The following is an 18,968-nucleotide window of genomic DNA, read 5'->3' on the forward strand; positions in this document are numbered from 1 at the left end:
CGCACCCGCTCCGGATAGCTCCCACCAGCAACATGATCACTCGGCACGAGACAGGGACTCTACCCGATCAAGATCATCTAATCGAACGACGTTGCAAGGTCAGTGCGTCGCTTCGGAGTACGGACCCAGGTACTTCAGACGGCCGCTCGGCTCGCATTGGTACAGCTTGTCCCCGCGAATCACCAATCCGCCGAACGCACAATCGCCTGTTGCCGTCGGACTAGCGTAGTGCCCAGGCGGGACTGTGAAGTACTGACCAGTAATAGCGTCTGCAGGGTCGGTGGGATGTGGCTGCTGAACGTCGGAGGCAGCAGAAGAAATCGGTGAGGGCGAAGGTCCCTGGCCATCCGAACTGGAAGCGCAGCTTGAGAGGACACAAGCAAACGTCAGCATCGACAACGCGCGCGCCGATCTTCTTATCCCGTCGGTCATGCGAGGACACTAATGGTCCGTCAAGGCCGAGATCACTCCAGCCCGTCAAGGCCGGACCCACTCTGGGCCCTGCGGGGCATACCGCACCCCGGCCTCCTGGACGTCCAGCACCAATCGGTAGACGTGCTCTGCAACATTGCCGGCAACAGCACTCGCTGCCCACTGAGGTGAACGTCGTACCCGATACCGGTCGTCGCGCAGCCATCCCTCGACCGGTAACGCTGGAGGGGCCAACGTCCTCGGTGGACTTCACCGGTGCGGCCAGGACGCTGACGGCAAGCGTGGTCTCATTCTCATTCACACCCCTGCGGGCGCGTCCGGACCGAGCACGACTCGATACGCGCAATAGCGGCAACGGCGGCCGAAGCGCACGCCCGGCGTCTGCCGGGCGCGCGCTTCCCCCTACTCAGGTCCGGTACCGGTAGAGAATCCGGCCGCGGGTCAGGTCATACGGGCTGAGCTCCACGAGCACGCGGTCGAACGGGAGGATCTTGATGTGATTCTTCCGGATCTTCCCGCTGATGTGCGCGAGCACGTGGTGCCCGTTCTGCAGCTCCACCTTGAAGATGGCGTTGCGCAGGCATTCGAGGACGGTGCCCTCGACTTCCAGTCCCTTTGCTGTTCTTGCCAATGTCTCTCGCTTCTGAGATCGGTGAGTTGTGCGGGGTCGGACAGGTCGTTTCGGTGCGTGAGCAGCCATCAGTGGCGCACCAGTTCCAGGTAGCTGCTCGATCGCCGGGCGCCGACGCCCTCGACCAGCGCTTTCGCCGCGGCGTTGGATTCGTCCACCTCGGCCCAGGCGGAGTCGATCCCGTCCCGGTGCAGCCCGCCCAACGCGTGAGCCAGCAGCGCCCGCCCGATGCCGTGTCGGCGCTGATCGGCCCGTATCGCGATCAGCCCGATCCGCGCCCGGCGGCGCACCGGCACAACCCGGACCAGACCGACGTACTCAGCGTTCCGGACCGCCACCGCGTACTTCGACGGGTCCACCAGCGTGGACCCGGCCGGGCCGGCCAGCACCTCTGCCGGCATGGTGCGCCACCCGACGGTGGCTTCGACTTCCTCGCGAATCGCACGGTCCAACGCGCGCAGCAGGCTCTCGTCCGCCTCGCCGGCGGCCAGGATCGTCACACCCGCCGGGAGTTGCAGTGCGCCGAGCCCGGTCTCGCACGAGTCGGTGGGCAGGACGTACTCCCACTCACGGCGTCCGGCAGTGAAGCCGAGCCGCTCCCAGCTCGACTTCAGTTCGTGGTCGGCCTCGCCGACCAAGGTATAGAGCGGCTCAGGGAGGTCCGCCAGCATCGCGGCGGCGAGCTGGTCGAAGATCGCGTCCTGCCACACATCGATGCTGACGAAGAGCCGCCCGTCGGGCCGGTGCGAGACATCTCCGTGGCCGACGATCCGATCGTTTGCCACGACCTCCCACTGCGCCTCCGCGACCCGCGTGATCACCACAGTGCCCATAGGTGTTCGCCTTTCAGGAGTGCCTTGTTGGAGAGGCGCTCCCGACGACACCTGGATCAGTCGCACACCGTGACGGAAAGAGGGAGCACCCACCTCGATACAGCGTTCATGGGTCTCACCTCCTCTGGCGAAGTCACGGTCGGCTGCAAGCTACCAGCTCGATCATCAGCCCGCCCAACCCTTTTCCCGGCCACGTGATCAGAACACCGGACAGGCCGTAGCCAGCGCCCGATCGGCGCGGCCTGCCGTGCGAGGGCAGCCGCGGATGAACTCCGACGGGCCCACACAGAGGTCTCTCCTCCAAACCTCGTGTCCGGAAGCAGCCATACGCTTTGCGCACGGCTGTGAGACCTTCCCAAAAAGGTGGCGCAACCTGATTGCTGACGAGGCACAAGAGGTCGCGGTCGGCACGTTGGACCCCAAGTGCGTGTCCATGGCGGACTCGCACTCCGAGACCTTCCTAAGTGATGGCGAAGCTGTGCTTGCCACGCTCGAGCGGCTGCTGTCAGCCCGCGCTCGTCCATGCATCCGGTCGGGGCGCCAGCACCGCGGAGACGACCGCGCCGGACGAGGCCATGACATCTGCCACGAATCGCAGGCGTCCGATGGCGAGTCGTCGCAGCGCCGGACCGTGGTCTACGGCAACGACGAGGGAGGCCGCGAGAAGAAGAAGCCGCCACAGGGCCATCACCGGGCGGCGCATTGCGCGGGGCAGCTCCGCCAGGGAGGCATGCAGCCGCTCGCAATGGAAAGGGACGTGGCGCTGCTCGTCGGACAGGATCCGCCCCGCTACATCCGAAGTGAGCAAGTCGTCGGTCCCGTCGCGTAGGACCCGGTAATAGCGCAGCGCCACCACTTCCGCGATCATCAGCACGAGCAGTTCCATGCGCAGGCCCATGAGACGCCGCAGCCGCACGAAGACCGTGTCGCTCCAGTGGCCGGTCAACGTCGGCATGCCACCTGCAGTCAGCAGCCGAGCGAGCAGACGGGCGTGGTTCTGTTCCTCGGCCACGAAGAGGCGGACCGCCTGCGCGTAATCACCGTCCCCGGCCTCATCCGCTTTGCCGACGAGGTTGGCGCCGTCACCGTCCTCGCCGACCTGGAAGCGCTGAATGCTGGCCCACACCGCCGGATGCAGCGTCGCGCTTTGCCCCCAGTCCGGGTCGCCTTGGACGCGCCTGCGCTCGCGCTCGTCCTCGAACTGCCTTGTCCACTTGGCGAAGCCGCTCGTATGCATCCAGTGTCCCCTCCCCGGGGCACAGCCACCATGCCCCGGAGAAGGACGACGCCGTCTGACACCAAATCGTTCCACTGTTGCGACGCCGCGAACTTCTGAGTGTCGACTACTTCTTTACGAAGTGGACACGATACGGTGCGGATTGTGCCGAGAAAGTGCTTGAACTGGTATTGTATGCTGAGAAGTTCACACGCCCGGTGCTCGTCCACGTACCGGCACGGCTGTGAACTTGGCGCGGGACGGGCCGCTCGGCCCCTGACAGCGGGCGGGGAGCCTCGCCCACTGTGTCGGCAACTCCATTGATCTCTCCGGGTGGTCGTCATGCCGTACCCGTATTCCGTCCTGCGAAGATTCCTCGCCGTCTCCTCCGTCTGCGTCCTGGGCGGGACCGCCGCCCTGGCGTTCGCCCCGGTCGCTGCCGCCGAACCGGCCACACCGGTCACCTATCCGGCGGCCGCCACCGCGACCCGTTACTCGGGACTCGCCTTCGACACCTGTACCGCTCCGCCGCTCGCGTCCGTGCAGGCCTGGAACAGCTCTTCGTACCGCGCGCTCGGCATCTACGTCTCAGGCGTCAACCGCACTTGCGCCCAACCGCAGTTGACCGCTTCGTGGGTGGCCTCGGTATCGCAGCTGAAGTGGCGTCTGCTGCCCATCCACAAGGGGCTGCAGCCTCCGTGCGGTGCCCGACCGACCGACGCCAAGATCAGCACGAACGCCGCCACCGCCCGTTCGCAGGGCACCGCCGCAGCCGGGGAGGCGATCACGGCGGCCAAGGCGCTCGGCCTGCTGCCCGGCAGCGCCCTGTACAACGACATCGAGAACTACAACCAGACGGACACCGTGTGTCGCACCGCCGTACTGAGCTACGTCTCGGCGTGGACCAAGGAACTGCACCGCCTCGGCTACGTCTCCGGCGTCTATATGAATCTCAACCTGGGCGCCAAACAGCTCGCCGATGCATACACCTCCACTACGTACGCACGGCCGGACGCCCTGTGGATTGCCCGCTACGACGGCGTCGACTCCCTCAAGGGCTGGGCCGGCATCGCGGATTCCAAGTGGGCTGTCCACCAGCGCGCCAAACAGCTCCGCGGCGGCCACGACGAGACGTACGGCGGTGTCACTCTCAACGTCGACACCGACCGCCTGGACGCTCCCGTCGCCACGGTGGCGTATTCCTACAAGGTCACCAGCACCACGCCGCTCAACGCCCGCACCGGCCCCTCGACGACCTACCCGGTCGCCTCGACATACGCGCCCGGTTCCGCCCTCAAGGTGGTGTGCCAGACAGCCGGCTCCAAGGTCGGCACCACATCCGTATGGGACAAGCTCTCCAACGGTGGCTACGTCTCGGACTACTACGTCAGCACACCCTCCAAGACCGGCTACAGCTCGCCCCTGCCCCGCTGCACCCACCCATACCAGGTAACCGTCTCGTCCGGCCTGACCGAACGCAGCGGCCCGGGCTCCGCATACACGGCCGTCGGCACCTCGCCGAACGGAGCGCTTGCCTGGGTCACCTGCCAGCGCGCCGGTTCCACCGTCGGCACCACCAAGGTCTGGGACCGTCTGGACAACGGCCACTACCTCTCGGACTACTACGTGGCGACGCCCAGCAAGACGACGTACAGCAAACCTGTTCCGCGCTGCTGAGCGCTGCACAAACATCACGGCGCGGGCCGGCTTCAGCCGGCCCGCGCCGTGGCGTCAGGCGGATATGTGCTGCTCGCTGCCGTGCCCGTGCGAGGCGTGGTGGTCGCGGCGGTGGGGACGCAGGCCGGAGAGGTCGTGGCGTACCACGGTGTTGCGGTCGGCGACGCTCGCACCGAGGGCGAACTGCGGCCAGTAGCCCAGGATCTCCATGCGGCTGCGCTCGCTCCACCGGCGGGCAGGCTCGCTGCGGCTCTTGTAGAAGTTGAGGGCGTAGCCACCCGTGTACAGGCGCAGCATGGAGAACCCGCCAGGGTACTCCTTGGCGGCGGCGATCTCCTGGTGGGTCACGTTCGGGGCCAGCGCGCTGATCGTGCGCTTGTTGCGGTGGGTGTGGCCCGCGTGATGCAGGAAAAGGCCCGGCATCCGGGAGTAGTCCTGCAGGATCGTGGCCGCCTGCGTGGCGTCCAGCGAGTTGCCGGGAGTGATGGGGAACGCCGAGTCCTGGACGACGAGCGGGTGGTGGCCGAAGACGATCGTCGGACGGTCCTGGTCGCGGTGCAGCTGGTCGCGGAACCATGCCATCTGTTCGGGAGAAAGGGCTCCGGCGTCACCTCCGTTGCCCGGCTTGTCGTAGGTGTCGATCCCGATGACCCGCAGAGTAATCGCCGCCGTTGAACACGGCATGACGACTCGCCACGTCCGTCATTACTTTGCCGCTCGGGGCACGAATGAGGAGATGGGGCCCGGATGACGGATGTGGTGGCGGTGGCCGGTTGGGGGGAAAGGCAGCCCCCTGCCGGTGCCGGTTCTAGCCCAGGACAGCGGGCTTGAGCACCTCCTCGCACCACTCGCGGAAACCGGTGGGCGCACATTCGGGGGTGCTCGGCTCAGTGGCGCCGTAGAAGTCCTGGTCGTTCAGGGCGTCCACCATGTCGACCAGTCCTTGGGCCCACGCCTCACTCGCGCCGAGACGCAGAGCCGACGCCTTGTAGTCCGCGCTGCTGATCAACTGGGCGCTCACGGGACGGTCCAGCACCTCGGTGACGACCTGTGCCATGCCTCCCGGCGACAGTGCGTCGGGTCCGACCAGCGGTACGTCGTGCTGCCCGGTCCAGGTGACGTCAAGCAGCAGCCGGGCCGCCGTGGCGGCGATGTCGCGGGTCGCGCATGTGCGCAGTACACGGTCCTCCGTCATCGCCAGGAGAAACACGCCGGCGTCACGGATCGACGCGGCCTGACCCAACAGATTCTCCATCAGGAACGGCGGGCACAACGCGCGGTAGCGCACACCCGTGGCCATGATCGCCTCGTCCATGGCGAGTGAAGCGGAGATCTGCCCGGCGTGCTTCGCCACTGCGCGGCCCAGGGTCGAGACGCTGACAACACGCTCGACACCCTGGCGCTGGATCACCTCGCACAGTGGCTCGGTGAAGTCCTGGAAGTGGCGCTCGACACTGTCGGCCCGGGGTGTCGGGGGCACCAGCCAGAACAGGCGCTCGGCACCCTCGCACGCCGCCTCCAGGACTGCTGGATCGGCGTGTGATCCCCGTACTACCTCGACGCGTTCGCGCACTCGGGCGGAAAGCCGGGCGGGGTCGCGGGCGATCACTCGGATCCCCGCCGTGCCGTCCGGCGCGTCCAAGAGGTGGTCGAGGACCTGCCGACCGATCTGACCGGTGGGGGTGGTGACGAGGATCATCAACGACTCCAAGAGAGGGGCGTGGCTGGATGTCGTCGAGCCTGCTGCAGGGCTCCCCCGAACTGAAGGATCGATCCGCTCACGCTTGTTACCCTGAAGGCAATACCGAACGGAAAAGAGGGGGCCGGCGTGGAGTCCCGTCCGCTGCGCTACTTCGTCACCGTCGCCGAGGAACTCAACTTCACCCGTGCCGCCGAGCGGTTGGGCATCTCCCCGCCGCCCTTGTCCCGCGCGATCCGGCAGTTGGAGAAGGAGATGGGCGTCCTCCTCTTCGAGCGGAACACCCACAGCGTGGCGCTGTCCCCCGCCGGAGTGGTGCTCCTCGCGGAAGCGAGGATCGCCCTGGACGCTCTGCAGGCCGCCGAGCGGCGGGCCCAACGCGCCGCGACGAGAGAGCCGCAACTGATACTGGCCGTCAAGGCCGATGGAGACGCAGGCCTGTTGGAGCCGATCCTCGCCCGCTTCACCTCGGAAGCCGCGGCCATACCGGTCGCCGTCCGGCTGTGTGGCTGGCACGAACAGCCGCGGCTGCTGCGCCAAGGCGAAGCCGACGCAGCCCTGGTCCATGAGCCCTTCGACCGTACCGGCCTCGACTCGGAGACGCTGATCGCCGAACCGCGCGTCGCCGCACTCGCCGCCTCCCACCCCCTCGCCGCCCGTGGCCGCCTGGCCCTCGCCGACCTCGGCCTGCACTCCGACGATGTGCCCTCGTTCATCGACCAACACCGCAGCCAGGGCCGCGATCTCGCCCAACTGCTCACGCTCGTCGCACTCGGCGGCCCCACTCCCCTGCTGCCCGCCTCCGTCGCCGCTCGCTATCCGCGCCCCGGTGTCGTCTACCGGTCGGTTGCGGACGCACCACCGTCAGTCCTGACCATCGCCTGGCCTCAACACTCCCGCTCGACCGCCACCGCGGCGCTCGTCCGCGCCGCAGCCTCCGCGGCAGACACCGTCCGTCAGTCGAAAGCGGCCTAGTTCTGTGGGGCACCGAAGTACTGGAGGCCCAGTGCCGCCCCCGCGGTGCGCGGTCAGCACTGGCCGGGGGGAACGAGGGAACAGCCGGCCGGTCGTCCCCACGGCCACCGCGTACCGGATCGAGGGCGGCGGTGCTGCACTTCCTCCTGACCAACGGCTGACCGACTGGTTCGGCTGCCGTGGGATGGAAGTCGCGGGTCTTCACCATGCGGTACGGCCATCCCACGCAGCCGGGCACTGAGCGCGGCGACAACGGCGTGGGCGAGCTGCAGATCCTTGGAGAGCACGCTGGTGAGGTCGGCAGCGGACGCCCGGGGCGGCCACCTCAGCCCTCGCTCGCGGGGGCATCCTGCGCATCACGAGGACGTCTTTATCCGGTCCTGAAAACGACGGGGTAAGACTTGAAGCACGGAACGCGTCAGGGCCGCACCCGAGATTCGGGTGCGGCCCCCTGTCTTCCCCCCAGCCACACCGCACCACCAGACCCCCGCACGGCGATCTCCCGGACCAACCCCTTGCGTTGCCCGACATCGGGCCGCCGCCCCGGACACCCACCACCGCCTTTATCCGGACCTGAAAACAACCGGGTACCACTAGAAACACGGAACGCGTCAGGGCCGCACCCGACACTCGGGTGCGGCCCCCTGTCTTCCCCTCAGCCACACCACACCACCAGACCCCCGCACGGCGATCTCCCGGACCAACCCCTTGCGCTGCCCGACATCGGGCCGCCGCCCCGGACACCCACCACCAGCAGGCACAGCACACCGTGCGCCTCCTCGAGAGAGCGTGACCAAGCGCTTGGGCATGCGCTCGACGGAGGCGAAGCCGATCTCATCGAGGTCTCGGTGGTCGCCGTCGTCCGTGCCTGGGCAAGGCGGCCGGCCTCGCGGACACGCGCGTCCGGTGACGTGAACAGCCACGGCCGGCTAGGGCACCGGTCGGGGCTGATGAGCGAAGTGTGGTCGTGAAGGGCGGTCGCCTCTCGGCGAAAGGCTCCATGAGGCTTCAGCCGAACGATCGTCCTCATGGGCAAAAGGTGAGGCCCGGGGACACTGTTCCCCTCACCACCACGTCCCCGTTCAACCACCGGCACCCGGCGAATGTTCCCGCGCCACCGAAGGCACGTATCGACAGTGCCGGACCTTGCATTCGGCACTGAGAAGGCCCGGACGGCTGAGAAGCTTTCCTCTATGGAGGACAAGGCAGGCGGGGTCGTGGGCCGGTCGGTTCGCCCGGGCAAGTACTCACGTGTGGAGCGGGAGAGACGGTTTCTGCTGGCCAGGCCCCCGAGACCGTCTGCGGTGACTGCCACGCGTGTGATCACGGACCGGTACGTGGTGGGTACACGGTTGAGGCTGCGGCGAGCCGACTTCGCGGACGGTCGCTGCGAACTCAAGCTCACTCAGAAGGTCCCCCTCCCCTGGCCCGGCGCCGTCCAGGGCCTGATCACGAACACGTACCTGTCACCGGCCGAGTACGACGTGCTCGCTTCGCTGCCGGGCGCACTGTTGTCCAAGACTCGCTTCAGCGTCCCTCCCCTGGGTGTCGACGTCTTCGACGGCCGCTTTCAGGGCCTGGTGCTCGCGGAAGCCGAGTTCACCAGCGACACGGAGGCACAGTCATTCGTGCCCCCTGCCGAGTGCGTGGCGGAGGTCACCGACGACGCTCGCTTCACCGGAGGACGTCTTGTCCAGACCTCCCGCGAGGAACTGCTCGGGTGGCTGGCCGAGTACGGGCTCCATCCGGGGAGCTCCGAGCATGCCGCTCAGTGATACCAGGAGTAGTTGTCGCGTCGTCAGCGACGGCGACGACGGCGCCGACGAGCGGGCCCGGGCGCGTCCTCCTCATCAGCGGCCTTCATGTACCGCGGATCGAGGGGCGCGATCCTCACGTCACGGGCTCAGGGATGCTCTGCTCGACCCAGACGGTTTTGCCGTCGTCGGTGTAGCGGGTTCCCCAGCGTTCGGAGAGCCTGGCGGCCAGGAGCAGCCCTCGGCCACCTTCGTCGGTGATGCGGGCGTGGTGCAGCCGTGGGGACGTGCTGCTGCCGTCGGAGACCTCGCACGTCAGCACATGGCTACGGATGAGGCGCAGCCTGACGGGGGGTTTGGCGTAGCGGATGGCGTTGGTGACCAGTTCGCTGGCGATGAGTTCGGTGGCGAACGTCGTCTCGCCCATGTCCCATGCCGCGAGCTGCTGGGTGACGAGCGCTCGGGCTGTGGAGACCACGGATGGGTCACAGGGCAGGTCCCATGACACGACTTGTGCGGGGCTGAGTGTGTGGGTGCGGGCGATCTGGACGGCGGCGTCCTCCCGAGGGTGGGCCGGGACGAGTGCGTGGGTGAACATGCTGCATGCCTGGCGGACGGGTCCTGTGTAACCGGTGAGAAGCTCGGCCATGCGCCGGCGGGTCTGGGCTTCCGGCTGTTCTTGGAAGAGGCCGGGCGTGTACAGGGCGAGCAGCGAGTTTTCGGGGAGGTTTATGTCGATCTTCTCGAAAGGTCCGTCGGAGCAGCACAGGGGGGCGCCGGTGGGATGGTCCAGGGTGGCGGTCGTGCCATCCGGGTGCACGATCACGGGCCAGGGGTGGCCGGCGCTGGAGAGGGAGCAGTGCAGCGACACGGGGTCGTAGATCAGGTAGAGGCAGGTGGCGCCGGCCTCGTTCGCGTCGGCGTCCCGCACCGGCCGTGGCTTTTGTGTTCTGTGACCGTCGTCCTTGCTGAGCCGGCGCGCCAGGTCGTCGAGTCGGGCGAGTAGTTCGTCCGGTTGCAGGTCCATGTCCGACAGCGTGTGGACCGCGGCGCGGAGCCGTCCGGCGGCTGCGGCGGTCTGCAGACCGTGGCCCGGCGCACGGCCGGCCACGAGGGCCACGCGCGCTCCGGAGAGGGGCACGGCATCGACCCAGTCCCCGCCGGAGCCTGCCTGTACGTATGCGTGGCCCTCATCCAGCGTGTGCTCAGGCAGGTGGCCGTCCGAGCGCAGGGCGTGTTGCAGTGCGGCCAGGGAGTTGCGTTCACGCAGGTACCGGCGGGCGTTGTCGAGGCATGCGGCGGTGCGCTGGGCGAGTTCCGCGGCCAGGGTCAGGTCGTCCTGTTCGAACGCTCTGCGATCTGCCCAGCGGCAGAACGTGGCGACTCCGAGGGCGCGGTCCTGGGCGACCAGGGGGACGACCATCAGGGAGCGGGCCTCTTCCCGGCGTGCCGGGAGACCGGGCAGTGTCCGGCGCCCGGCGGCGCCGAGCGGGTCGAGGATGCGCGGCTCAAGGTCGGCGAGGGCCTCGGCGGCGGTCACCGGGGGGAGGGTACCGTCCGGATCGCCGGGCGTTGTGGGGTCTTCGTCGTCCCGGGTGCGGGAAGCCGCGCGGCGCAGCACGATGTCGGGTTGTACTGGGCCCGGTTCCAGATCCTCTCCGGCGAGTACCGGCTCCAGCACTTCCACCGCCATGCTGTCGGCCAGCCCCGGTACGGACACCTCTGCCAGGCCGCGGGCGGTGTCGAGCACGTCGAGGGTCGCTCCGATCCGCGTGCCGGCCAGCGCCAGCACATTCAGCCGCTCCTGCGCCAGATGGCGGGCGGTGACATCGACGGTTGCGTCCGCGATGCCCAGCAGCCGGCCTTGCTCGTCCTCCAGTGGGAAGACGGAGGCTGAATAGACATGCTCATGTTCGGGGTCGCCTGGAGGGCGCATCCGCTTTTCGACGCCGATCGCCGACTGTCTGGTGACGAGGACCTGCTCCATCACGCGCTCTACCGACTCCACGGCGAAGTCAGGCCATACCTCGGTGGGGCGCTTGCCGACGGCTTCTTCGACCGAGGTGGACTCCATGCCTTCGGCTGCGGGGTTGAAGCGGATGATCCGCAGGTGGGGGTCGAGGAGGTACAGGCCGACGGGTGAGACCGTGAAGAGTGTTTCCAGGAGGGCGTGGTCGAGTTCGGCTGTCGCACTCGCCTCGTGTGCGGGGGCGAGCGTCACCGTCCACCTCGTTGCCGCGCCACCTGCGCGTTCGGGTCGGATACCCAGTCGACAGGACACGATGGCGCTGTTCGCGTGTCGCAGCCGGACGGCGAGGGTGTCATCGGCTGCGTCCGGCTGTGGAGGGGGGCCGGCATCGACCAGCAGGTCCGTCACAGGGCGCCCCAGTATCGCGTTCGCGGGGTAGCCCAGGAGCCGTTGGGCTGCCGAGCTCCATCCGACCACTGCGCCCTTGTGGTCGATGAGGATGTGGGCCGCCTGCTCTTCTGAGACCACCTCGTGGTGGCCGCCGCGCTCGGTGGCATGAGATGCACCCATGTTCGTCAGCTTTCAGTCGCCTCAGAGCTCGGTATGCCCCCAGTGTCCTCCGCGCCGGGCACCCACGACATCGGAGCCGCGTCGCGGCCGGGAGCACCTCGAGGTGCGCCCCGCCGTTGGCCGACCGAGGTGAGGAACATGGAAGGAGCGGGTGGGTCCAGCAGTCTCTCGATCCTGACCGCGAGGAGTTCGCACTCGTCGGGCACGGTGGTGCGCGAGGCGGCCAGGTACGACAGCGCGGCATGCGCCCGGCGAGTACAGCCCCACACCGCGCAGATCCGAGCATGTCCCGGTGGGTCGTGCAGCGGGCCGAATCCCGTGCTACGGCTTGCGCCGCTCGCGCACCGACTGGAACACCCCGTTGTCCGGTCTGCTCCTCACGGAGTTGTGGGCAGCTGCGCCAGGAACCCCAAAAGCTCCCGGTTGACCTCGTCGGGGCGTTCCTGCTGGGTCCAGTGGCCGCATCCGGGCAGGATCACGCCACGCACCAGCTGCGGCGCCGCCTGTTCCAGGGCGCTGAGGGTGGCGTCGGGGCCGCGCAGGCCGACGACCATGTCGCGGTCACCGCCGATGTACAGCGCCGGCATCTCGATCCGGCGGCCGCGGAAGGCTGCGAGCAGTTCCCAGTTGCGTTCTATGTTCCGGTACCAGTTGAGACCCCCGGTGAAGGCCCGGTCGCCGTGGCGGACGTAGTCGCGAACGAAAACGTCGATATCGTCCTGGGTCAGCCAGCCAGGCAGGCTTTTCGGCTCCGGCATCACATCCAGCAGCGACCCACCGTCGGGGACGATCCATGGACCGGGCGGGTCGGCGGACGGGCTGTCCCCCGAGGCGCCGAAGAGCACCCGGCGGAACGTGGTCTCCGGGTCCCGGGCCAGCACCGCGTCCGCGACCCCGGGGTTCTGGAAACCGACCTGGTAGAAGCCCTCGCCGAACCTCTCGCGTGTGACCGATGGCGGAGTCATTCCCCCGGGCAGTACCGGCGGGACGCTCAGGCCCGCCACGGCGCGCACGACATCCGGGCGCAGCATGGCCGTCACCCAGGCGACCGGGGCGCCCCAGTCGTGGCCGACGAGGACCACGCTCGTCTCGCCCAGCGCTTCGACCAGGCCGATGACGTCGCCGGCCAGATGGAGCAGGCTGTACGCCCCGACGGCCTCCGGCTGCTCACTGCGGGCGTAGCCGCGCTGGTCAGGGGCGACGACCCGATACCCCGCCGCAGCCAGCGGGCCGATCTGATGCCGCCATGAGTACCAGCTCTCCGGGAATCCGTGCAGGAGCACAACCAGCGGGCCCTTCCCCTGCTCGGCGACGTGCAGCCTGACGCCGTTGGCCGTGACGAACGCGTGCTGGACCGTGTCCGACATGCGACCTCCGAGTTGATCTGCGTTCCCAGCCGGCCACCCAACATCACTGAGCGTAGGCCGGGCGGAGAAGAAGGTGTCGTCTGTGACGACCCGGAGAGTCGGAGCTGTGGCCCGCGACGGCTGACGCGTCCTGTGGGTTTCCGCTTTCTCCGGTGTCGCCGACGCCGACCACCGGGGCGGGATCCCCCCTCCTCCGCGATCTCGGCGACCAGGCAGGATCCGGGGTCCGCCGAGGCGCGGGTCCATGACGCGGCGCGTGCCTTGCCCCGCGTCGCGGCCGGTACCTTCGGCCCCGCCGTACGGCGCTGGTGCCCTCGCTCATGGAAGCGCCACGCCACAACATCGGACATTCTGAATGCGAGGGGAGAAAATAGGAACCCCCGACCACGTTCGATTGCGGCGCCTCAGAGAGAGACCAGAGCTTCGCCAGTACCCGGTACCCGAGCGCGGATGTCACTGCCCGGCCCGTTTCCTGGTCGCCCGGTGCACGACAGGCGACCTGAGGAGGACGTCATGCACAGCACCCCGCTGGACCCTGACCGGGTCGTGACATCCTCGCCCGTGCGTGCTGCTGCAGGACCGCAGCATCGCGACGCGCACAGCGGCCGTATCCGGCTGAGTGGAGGCTTCGCCCTTCTACTCCTTTGCGTTGCGCTGTTCGCCGGTGTGCGGCTGATTCTGGCCGCCATGGGCCTCGAGATCATGGGGATGGCCGAGTACTCGGCGCTGATCCCGGTCGTGGCCGCCGCCGTGCTGCCGCTGCGACAGACCTTGATCGTGGGCGTTGCCAACCTGGCCGCCGCCACTGCCGTCTACGGCATCCTCCTGCGGGACATGTCCCGCGCGAGCCAGGTCACGGTTCTCACGGCGCTGGCCGCCGCGCTGCTCATCAGCCTGGCCGTCTGCCGCGCCCGGATCGCAGGGGAGAGGCGCCTGAAGCGACTGATGATCGCCCGCGAGCGGCTCGCACTCCTCAGTGAGGCCAGCCGTCGCGTCGGCAGCACCCTGGATGTGGCCCGCACCGCCGACGAGCTGACCGAGGTCGCCGTCCACCGCTTCGCGGACCACGCCGCCGTGGATCTCTTCGATCCCGTTCTGCAGGGCGAGGAGCCCGCCCGGGGGCCGCACCGGGGCCCGATCACCCTGCGCCGCACCGCTGGGCGATCGGCCTCGACCGGGCTCCCCGCAACGGCACCGCCGGGCCCGGCCGTCACCTACCCCCAGGGATCGGTGCCCGCCCTGAGTCTGACGACAGGCGAGCCGGTGCACGTGGAGGTCAAAGATGCCGCCGCCCGCGGCTGCTGGCCTGCCGATCCGGGCGACGCCGGCGCGCAGGCGCTCCACTCCGCGCTGGCCGTGCCGCTGCGCGCCCGCGGAGTGACTCTCGGCATGGCGCTGTTCACCCGCTCCGAACGCAGGGATGCCTTCGACGCAGACGACGTGCTGCTGGCGCAGGAGATCGCGGCACGTGCCGCGGTGTGCGTGGACAACGCGCGCCGCTATACCCGCGAGCGCAATACCTCGGTGGCCCTTCAGCGCAGCCTGCTGCCCCAGGTGGTCCCGCGGCAGCCGGCCGTTCAGGCAGCCACGCGCTACCTGCCTGCGGACCTCGGGGCCGGGGTGGGCGGCGACTGGTACGACGTGATCCCGCTGTCGGGGGCCCGCGTCGCCCTGGTCGTGGGCGACGTGGTCGGCCACGGCGTCCACGCGTCGGCGACGATGGGGCGGCTGCGCGCCGCGGTCCGTGCTCTTGCCGACATCGACCTGTCGCCCGACGAGCTGCTCACCCACCTCGACGACGTCGTCATTCGGCGGCAGGCGGAGGAGGCCCGCGCACTGGCGGGCGGGGGCGTGGCAGCAGCGGATATCGGCGAGGTCGTAGCGACGTGCCTGTACACGGTCTACGACCCGATCTCACGCTCCTGCACCGCCGCGCGTGCCGGTCACCCGCCACCGGCTGTGGTGCGTCCGGGAGCAGGCGCCGAGTTTCTCGACGTCCCGGACGGACCTCCGCTGGGTGTGGGCGGACTCCCCTTCGAGACGGCCGAGGTGCGCCTGCCCGAGGACAGCTCGCTCGCCCTGTACACCGACGGCCTCGTCGAATCCCCCCACCATGGCCTGGGCGAAGGGCTCGAACGTCTCCTGAAGGCCCTGTCCGAGCCGATGTGCTCTCTGGAGGACGCCTGCGACCACGTGCTGGACATGCTGGTCGACGGTCGCCCCCGAGACGATGTCGCCCTCGTCGTCGCCCGCACTCAGGCACTGGACAGCACGTGTGCCGCCACCTGGGAGCTGCCGGAGGATCTCGCCGAGGTCGCCCGCGCCCGCGATCTGGCCGCGCTCCTGCTGGCCGGGTGGGGTTTGACGGAGGCGGCGTTCACCATGGAACTCGTGGTCAGTGAACTGGTCACCAACGCCATCCGCTACGGCGGCGGCCCCATACAGCTGCGCCTGATCCGCGACGACACCCTGATCTGCGAGGTGTCCGACGGCTCCACCACCGCCCCTCACCTGCGGCGGGCCCGGACCTTCGACGAGGGCGGGCGTGGGCTTTTCATCGTGGCGCAGCTCGCCGAGCGCTGGGGCACCAGGCAGCGGACCGACGGGAAGACCATCTGGGCCGAACTCGCTCTCCCGCCCACACCCGTCCCCGCCGCGCCATGACCCGGCCGAAGACCGCACACGGCGACGGCACGGACCGGGGCGGGAACGCTCACTGCTGCTGACGGCCGCGCAGGGGGCGACAGCCTGTCATGGCGCGCAAAACCCACCTGATGCGGAATGATCCGTATTTTTATGCAGGAGCCCCATCTCGCCGCTGTGCGGCATATCACCCCGCTATGCCCTATCTGTTCTTTCGTGTCGCGTATTTAACTGTCCGGGAATGCGTGGGGGGGAAGCCAGGCGTATTCAGTGCGACGCACTGCCGCCGAGCACGCCCAGCCCGAGACGAAAGCAACGTACCCACGTGCCCAAGCTCTTCCTCCGGAATGCCCGCGGCCTGCACCGGGCCGACCGCGGTACAGCCCTCTGGATTTCCAGGCTGCCGCGCCCCTCACTGCTCGCCTTCGTCCTCACCGGCTCGGCGGCGGCCTACGTCATCAGCGGCACCCTCCACCTCTACGGAATGGCCGCCATCGGACTGCTCTCGGTCAAGCTGCTGCTGTCCCTGACCTACCGGCCCTTCCGGGCCGGCACGCAGGACACGGGCACGGACCGGCTCGACCTGGTCGCGATCATCCCCACGTACAACGAGGATCCGAACACCCTGCGGCGCAGCCTGCGCAGCATCCTGGCGCAGAGCCGCCCGGTCTCCGTGGTGCACGTGGTCGACGACGCGAGCGGCGACCTGTCCGCGGTCCAGGCCGCCGAGGAGATGGCCCCCCAGTTCGCCCGGGCCGGGATCACCCTGCGGATCCACCGTCAGCCGGAGAACAAGGGCAAGCGCGAGGCCCTCGCGGTCGGCTTCCGGGCCAGTCCCGACGCCGGTGCCTACCTGTGCGTGGACAGCGACACCGTCTTGGACCCCCAGGCCGTCGAGGAGCTGATCAAGCCGCTGACCAACCCCCGTATCAAGGCGGTCACCGGTCTCGTCCTCGCACTCAACCAGCGCAAGAACCTGCTGACCCGGCTGATAGACCTGCGCTACGGCAACGCCTTCCTCTTCGAGCGCGCCGCGTACTCACGGCTGGGCTCGGTACTGTGCTGCTGCGGCTCGCTCGTGGTCTACCGCGCGGATGTCGTCCACGCCAACCTGGACGACTTCCTCACCCAGCGGTTCCTGGGCCGTCCGGCCGTCTTCGGCGACGACCGGCGACTGACCAACTACTGCCTGATGCGCGGGCAGGTGCTCTTCCAGTCCACCGCCGTCGCCTACACCGCGGTCCCCGAGCGTCTCGGACACTTCCTGCGGCAGCAGGTGCGGTGGAACAAGTCCTTCTTCCGCGAGTCCCAGTGGGCGCTGCGCAACCTGCCGCGCCAGCGCCCCGGCTGGTACCTCACGTTCCTGGAGGTCGCGACCTGGCTGGTGTTCACCGGCGCCGCGATCACTTCGCTCGCCGTCAAGCCGGCCACCGACCCCGGCAACATCCTGCGGCACCTGGGCGGCTACCTCGTCTTCACCGCCGTCATGGGATACGCGCGCAGCGTGCGCTACCTCGACGTGCCTCGGCCGGGCGTCGACTTCGTCGGCCGGCTGGGGATCTACGCTCTGGCCCCGATATACGGAGTGCTGCACCTGGTCCTGCTGCTGCCGATCCGCATCTACGCCATCCTCACCATGACCCACGGCAAGTGGGGCACCCGGCAGACAGGCGTGGAGGTCACGGACGACGCCGGCGCCACGGCCGGGCTCTACCGGGCCATGCAGGGCGCCCACACCCCCCAGCCCACCCCGTCGATCCCGCACCAGGCGGCCCTGGGCAGCAGGGCGCCGTCCCCTTCCTGAACGATCACTCGGCAACCGGGGCCGGCGGTCGAACCGGCCCGGCCGCACGCGTGGCGGTGACGGAGCGGGTCTGCCCGATGTGCTCGGAGACGGACCGGCACACGCCCCGCTCCCCGGCAGCCGCTGCCCTGCGGCCGTCACGGCAGCGGCATGAGCCGGTAGAAGACCGTGGTCACCCGGCACAGGTTCGCCACGGGCTACGTCCCTCTGACGGTGAGCCGGCGGGACCCGCGGGACGAGGCGATCGTGGCCGCCGGAATCCGAGCCGACCAGGCCCTCGGAAACCGAGAACGCGCCCTGGTGCGCGGCGTGGCGCGCTCGGGCAAGAGCACGCTGCTGCGCTGGCTCGGTTTTCGCGCCGCACGGACCCCGAGCGAAACGGGTGAACCGGCGCCCGTGCCGTTCGTCCTGGAGCTGGCGCGGTTCGAAGGCGGCCGACCGCCTTCCCTCCACGAGCTGATCGCCCCCGTGCTGCGCTCGGAGATGCCGGAAGGCTGGATACGGCTCATGCTGACAGCGGGCCGCGTGCTCCTGCTTCTCGACGGACTGGACGAGATACCCCCGCGCGAGCGGGTGCACGTCGAGGAATGGGTCGAGGAGCACCTGGAGGCGCACCCCGGCACCCGGTGCATCGTCACCACCCGCCCCTCCATCGTGGCCGAACAGTGGTGGGCGGACCGCGATTTTCAGCAGTACGACCTGCTGCCGATGAGCCGTCACAGCCTCGACGAGTACGTGCACGGCTGGCACGAGGCGGCACGCGCCGACCAGCCCGGCACCGCCTCCGGTGACGAGATACGCAAGGAGCTGACGCACTGCGAACGGCAGCTGCTGATCACTCTGTCCAACCGGTCCGCGCTGCGCGGGATGAGCGCCAACCCGCTGCTGTGCGGGCTGCTGTGCGCGCTTCACCTGGAGCGTGGCGAGCATTATCTCCGGGATCACCACCCGGGCGGACCTCGCCAGCCTGGCCGGCATACGGCTGGACAGCCTGCGCCTCGAATCACGTCCGCGCGACTCGGAGCGTCTCCCGGCCGGACTGCACGTTCGTCGGCTCAGCCTTGCGGCCGGCGCGCGAGGGATCCGGTTCGACGAGGTGGACGGCGTTCGCTCGGTGATCATGGACTGGTCACCTGAAGAGGACTTGGCCGCCTTGGCCGCGAAGCTGCCGGAACTGCGCCGGCTCGTCCTGCGACACGCACCGCAGGGCACCACCATCCCACCGCTGGCCGGCATTCGGGTCAGCCTCTGTCCCAGCTATCGGCCGACGAGGTGAGGGGGACGCCGGGTCAGGGGTAGGAACGCTCAACGAAATGATCTCCGAGGTGGTCGGACCGCTCAGGAACCGGTGATCTCGCGGGTGCGGGGGCGCGGCCGACGCCGTGAGGAAGTCGCCGA

The 18,968-nt window shown here is 69.0% G+C and carries 13 protein-coding genes; 6 read left to right on the forward strand and 7 right to left on the reverse strand.

The annotated features are described in order from the left end of the window. Nucleotides 1-838: 838 nt before the first annotated feature. The 3 genes from infA to ABZ904_RS09590 form a co-directional block, all read right to left on the reverse strand. A complete protein-coding gene (gene infA / locus ABZ904_RS09580) occupies nt 839-1,063 on the reverse strand; it encodes a translation initiation factor IF-1 (protein WP_359391897.1) in 225 nt (74 codons plus the stop codon). Between the two features lie 68 nt (nt 1,064-1,131). Continuing rightward, nucleotides 1,132-1,896 carry a GNAT family N-acetyltransferase gene (locus ABZ904_RS09585; protein ID WP_361822262.1) on the reverse strand — a complete coding sequence of 255 codons (765 nt, stop codon included), beginning with the start codon at nt 1,894-1,896 and terminating at the stop codon, nt 1,132-1,134. Between the two features lie 505 nt (nt 1,897-2,401). Next, nucleotides 2,402-3,133, reverse strand: coding sequence for a ferritin-like domain-containing protein (locus tag ABZ904_RS09590; protein ID WP_359391895.1), 732 nt, complete (start codon nt 3,131-3,133; stop codon nt 2,402-2,404). 321 nt (nt 3,134-3,454) lie between these two features. On the opposite strand from ABZ904_RS09590, the gene ABZ904_RS09595 reads away from it, so the two are divergent. Then, nucleotides 3,455-4,789 carry a glycoside hydrolase domain-containing protein gene (locus ABZ904_RS09595; protein ID WP_361822265.1) on the forward strand — a complete coding sequence of 445 codons (1,335 nt, stop codon included), beginning with the start codon at nt 3,455-3,457 and terminating at the stop codon, nt 4,787-4,789. A 54-nt stretch (nt 4,790-4,843) separates the two neighbouring features. Here the strand turns inward: ABZ904_RS09595 and ABZ904_RS09600 are convergent, their stop codons facing one another. Beyond that, nucleotides 4,844-5,473, reverse strand: coding sequence for a hypothetical protein (locus tag ABZ904_RS09600; protein ID WP_361822268.1), 630 nt, complete (start codon nt 5,471-5,473; stop codon nt 4,844-4,846). A 124-nt stretch (nt 5,474-5,597) separates the two neighbouring features. Beyond that, a complete protein-coding gene (locus ABZ904_RS09605) occupies nt 5,598-6,488 on the reverse strand; it encodes an NAD(P)H-binding protein (RefSeq protein WP_361822271.1) in 891 nt (296 codons plus the stop codon). A gap of 129 nt (nt 6,489-6,617) precedes the next feature. On the opposite strand from ABZ904_RS09605, the gene ABZ904_RS09610 reads away from it, so the two are divergent. After that, the gene (locus ABZ904_RS09610; RefSeq protein WP_359391891.1) at nt 6,618-7,463 is read left to right on the forward strand and encodes a LysR family transcriptional regulator; all 846 of its coding nucleotides are present in this window, start codon (nt 6,618-6,620) and stop codon (nt 7,461-7,463) included. A gap of 1,304 nt (nt 7,464-8,767) precedes the next feature. After that, nucleotides 8,768-9,238, forward strand: a complete 471-nt coding sequence (locus ABZ904_RS09615; protein ID WP_360992525.1) for a hypothetical protein — start codon at nt 8,768-8,770, stop codon at nt 9,236-9,238. A 115-nt stretch (nt 9,239-9,353) separates the two neighbouring features. Here ABZ904_RS09615 and ABZ904_RS09620 read toward each other — a convergent pair whose 3' ends face one another. Both ABZ904_RS09620 and ABZ904_RS09625 read right to left on the reverse strand, forming a co-directional pair. Further along, complete coding sequence (locus ABZ904_RS09620; protein ID WP_359391889.1) at nt 9,354-11,756, reverse strand: SpoIIE family protein phosphatase; 2,403 nt, start codon at nt 11,754-11,756, stop codon at nt 9,354-9,356. Between the two features lie 377 nt (nt 11,757-12,133). Continuing rightward, the gene (locus ABZ904_RS09625) at nt 12,134-13,123 is read right to left on the reverse strand and encodes an alpha/beta hydrolase (RefSeq protein WP_359391888.1); all 990 of its coding nucleotides are present in this window, start codon (nt 13,121-13,123) and stop codon (nt 12,134-12,136) included. Between the two features lie 513 nt (nt 13,124-13,636). On the opposite strand from ABZ904_RS09625, the gene ABZ904_RS09630 reads away from it, so the two are divergent. From ABZ904_RS09630 to ABZ904_RS09640, 3 genes are all read left to right on the forward strand, one after another. Next, the gene (locus ABZ904_RS09630; protein ID WP_361822276.1) at nt 13,637-15,787 is read left to right on the forward strand and encodes a SpoIIE family protein phosphatase; all 2,151 of its coding nucleotides are present in this window, start codon (nt 13,637-13,639) and stop codon (nt 15,785-15,787) included. Nucleotides 15,788-16,091: 304 nt separating this feature from the next. Further along, complete coding sequence (locus ABZ904_RS09635) at nt 16,092-17,570, forward strand: glycosyltransferase (RefSeq protein WP_360992517.1); 1,479 nt, start codon at nt 16,092-16,094, stop codon at nt 17,568-17,570. Nucleotides 17,571-17,738: 168 nt separating this feature from the next. Continuing rightward, on the forward strand, nt 17,739-18,707 hold the full coding sequence (locus ABZ904_RS09640) for an NACHT domain-containing protein (RefSeq protein WP_360992514.1): 969 nt from the start codon (nt 17,739-17,741) through the stop codon (nt 18,705-18,707). The last annotated feature ends 261 nt before the right edge of the window (nt 18,708-18,968 follow it).

Source organism: Streptomyces sp. NPDC046900, from assembly GCF_040644975.1.
Lineage (GTDB): Bacteria > Actinomycetota > Actinomycetes > Streptomycetales > Streptomycetaceae > Streptomyces.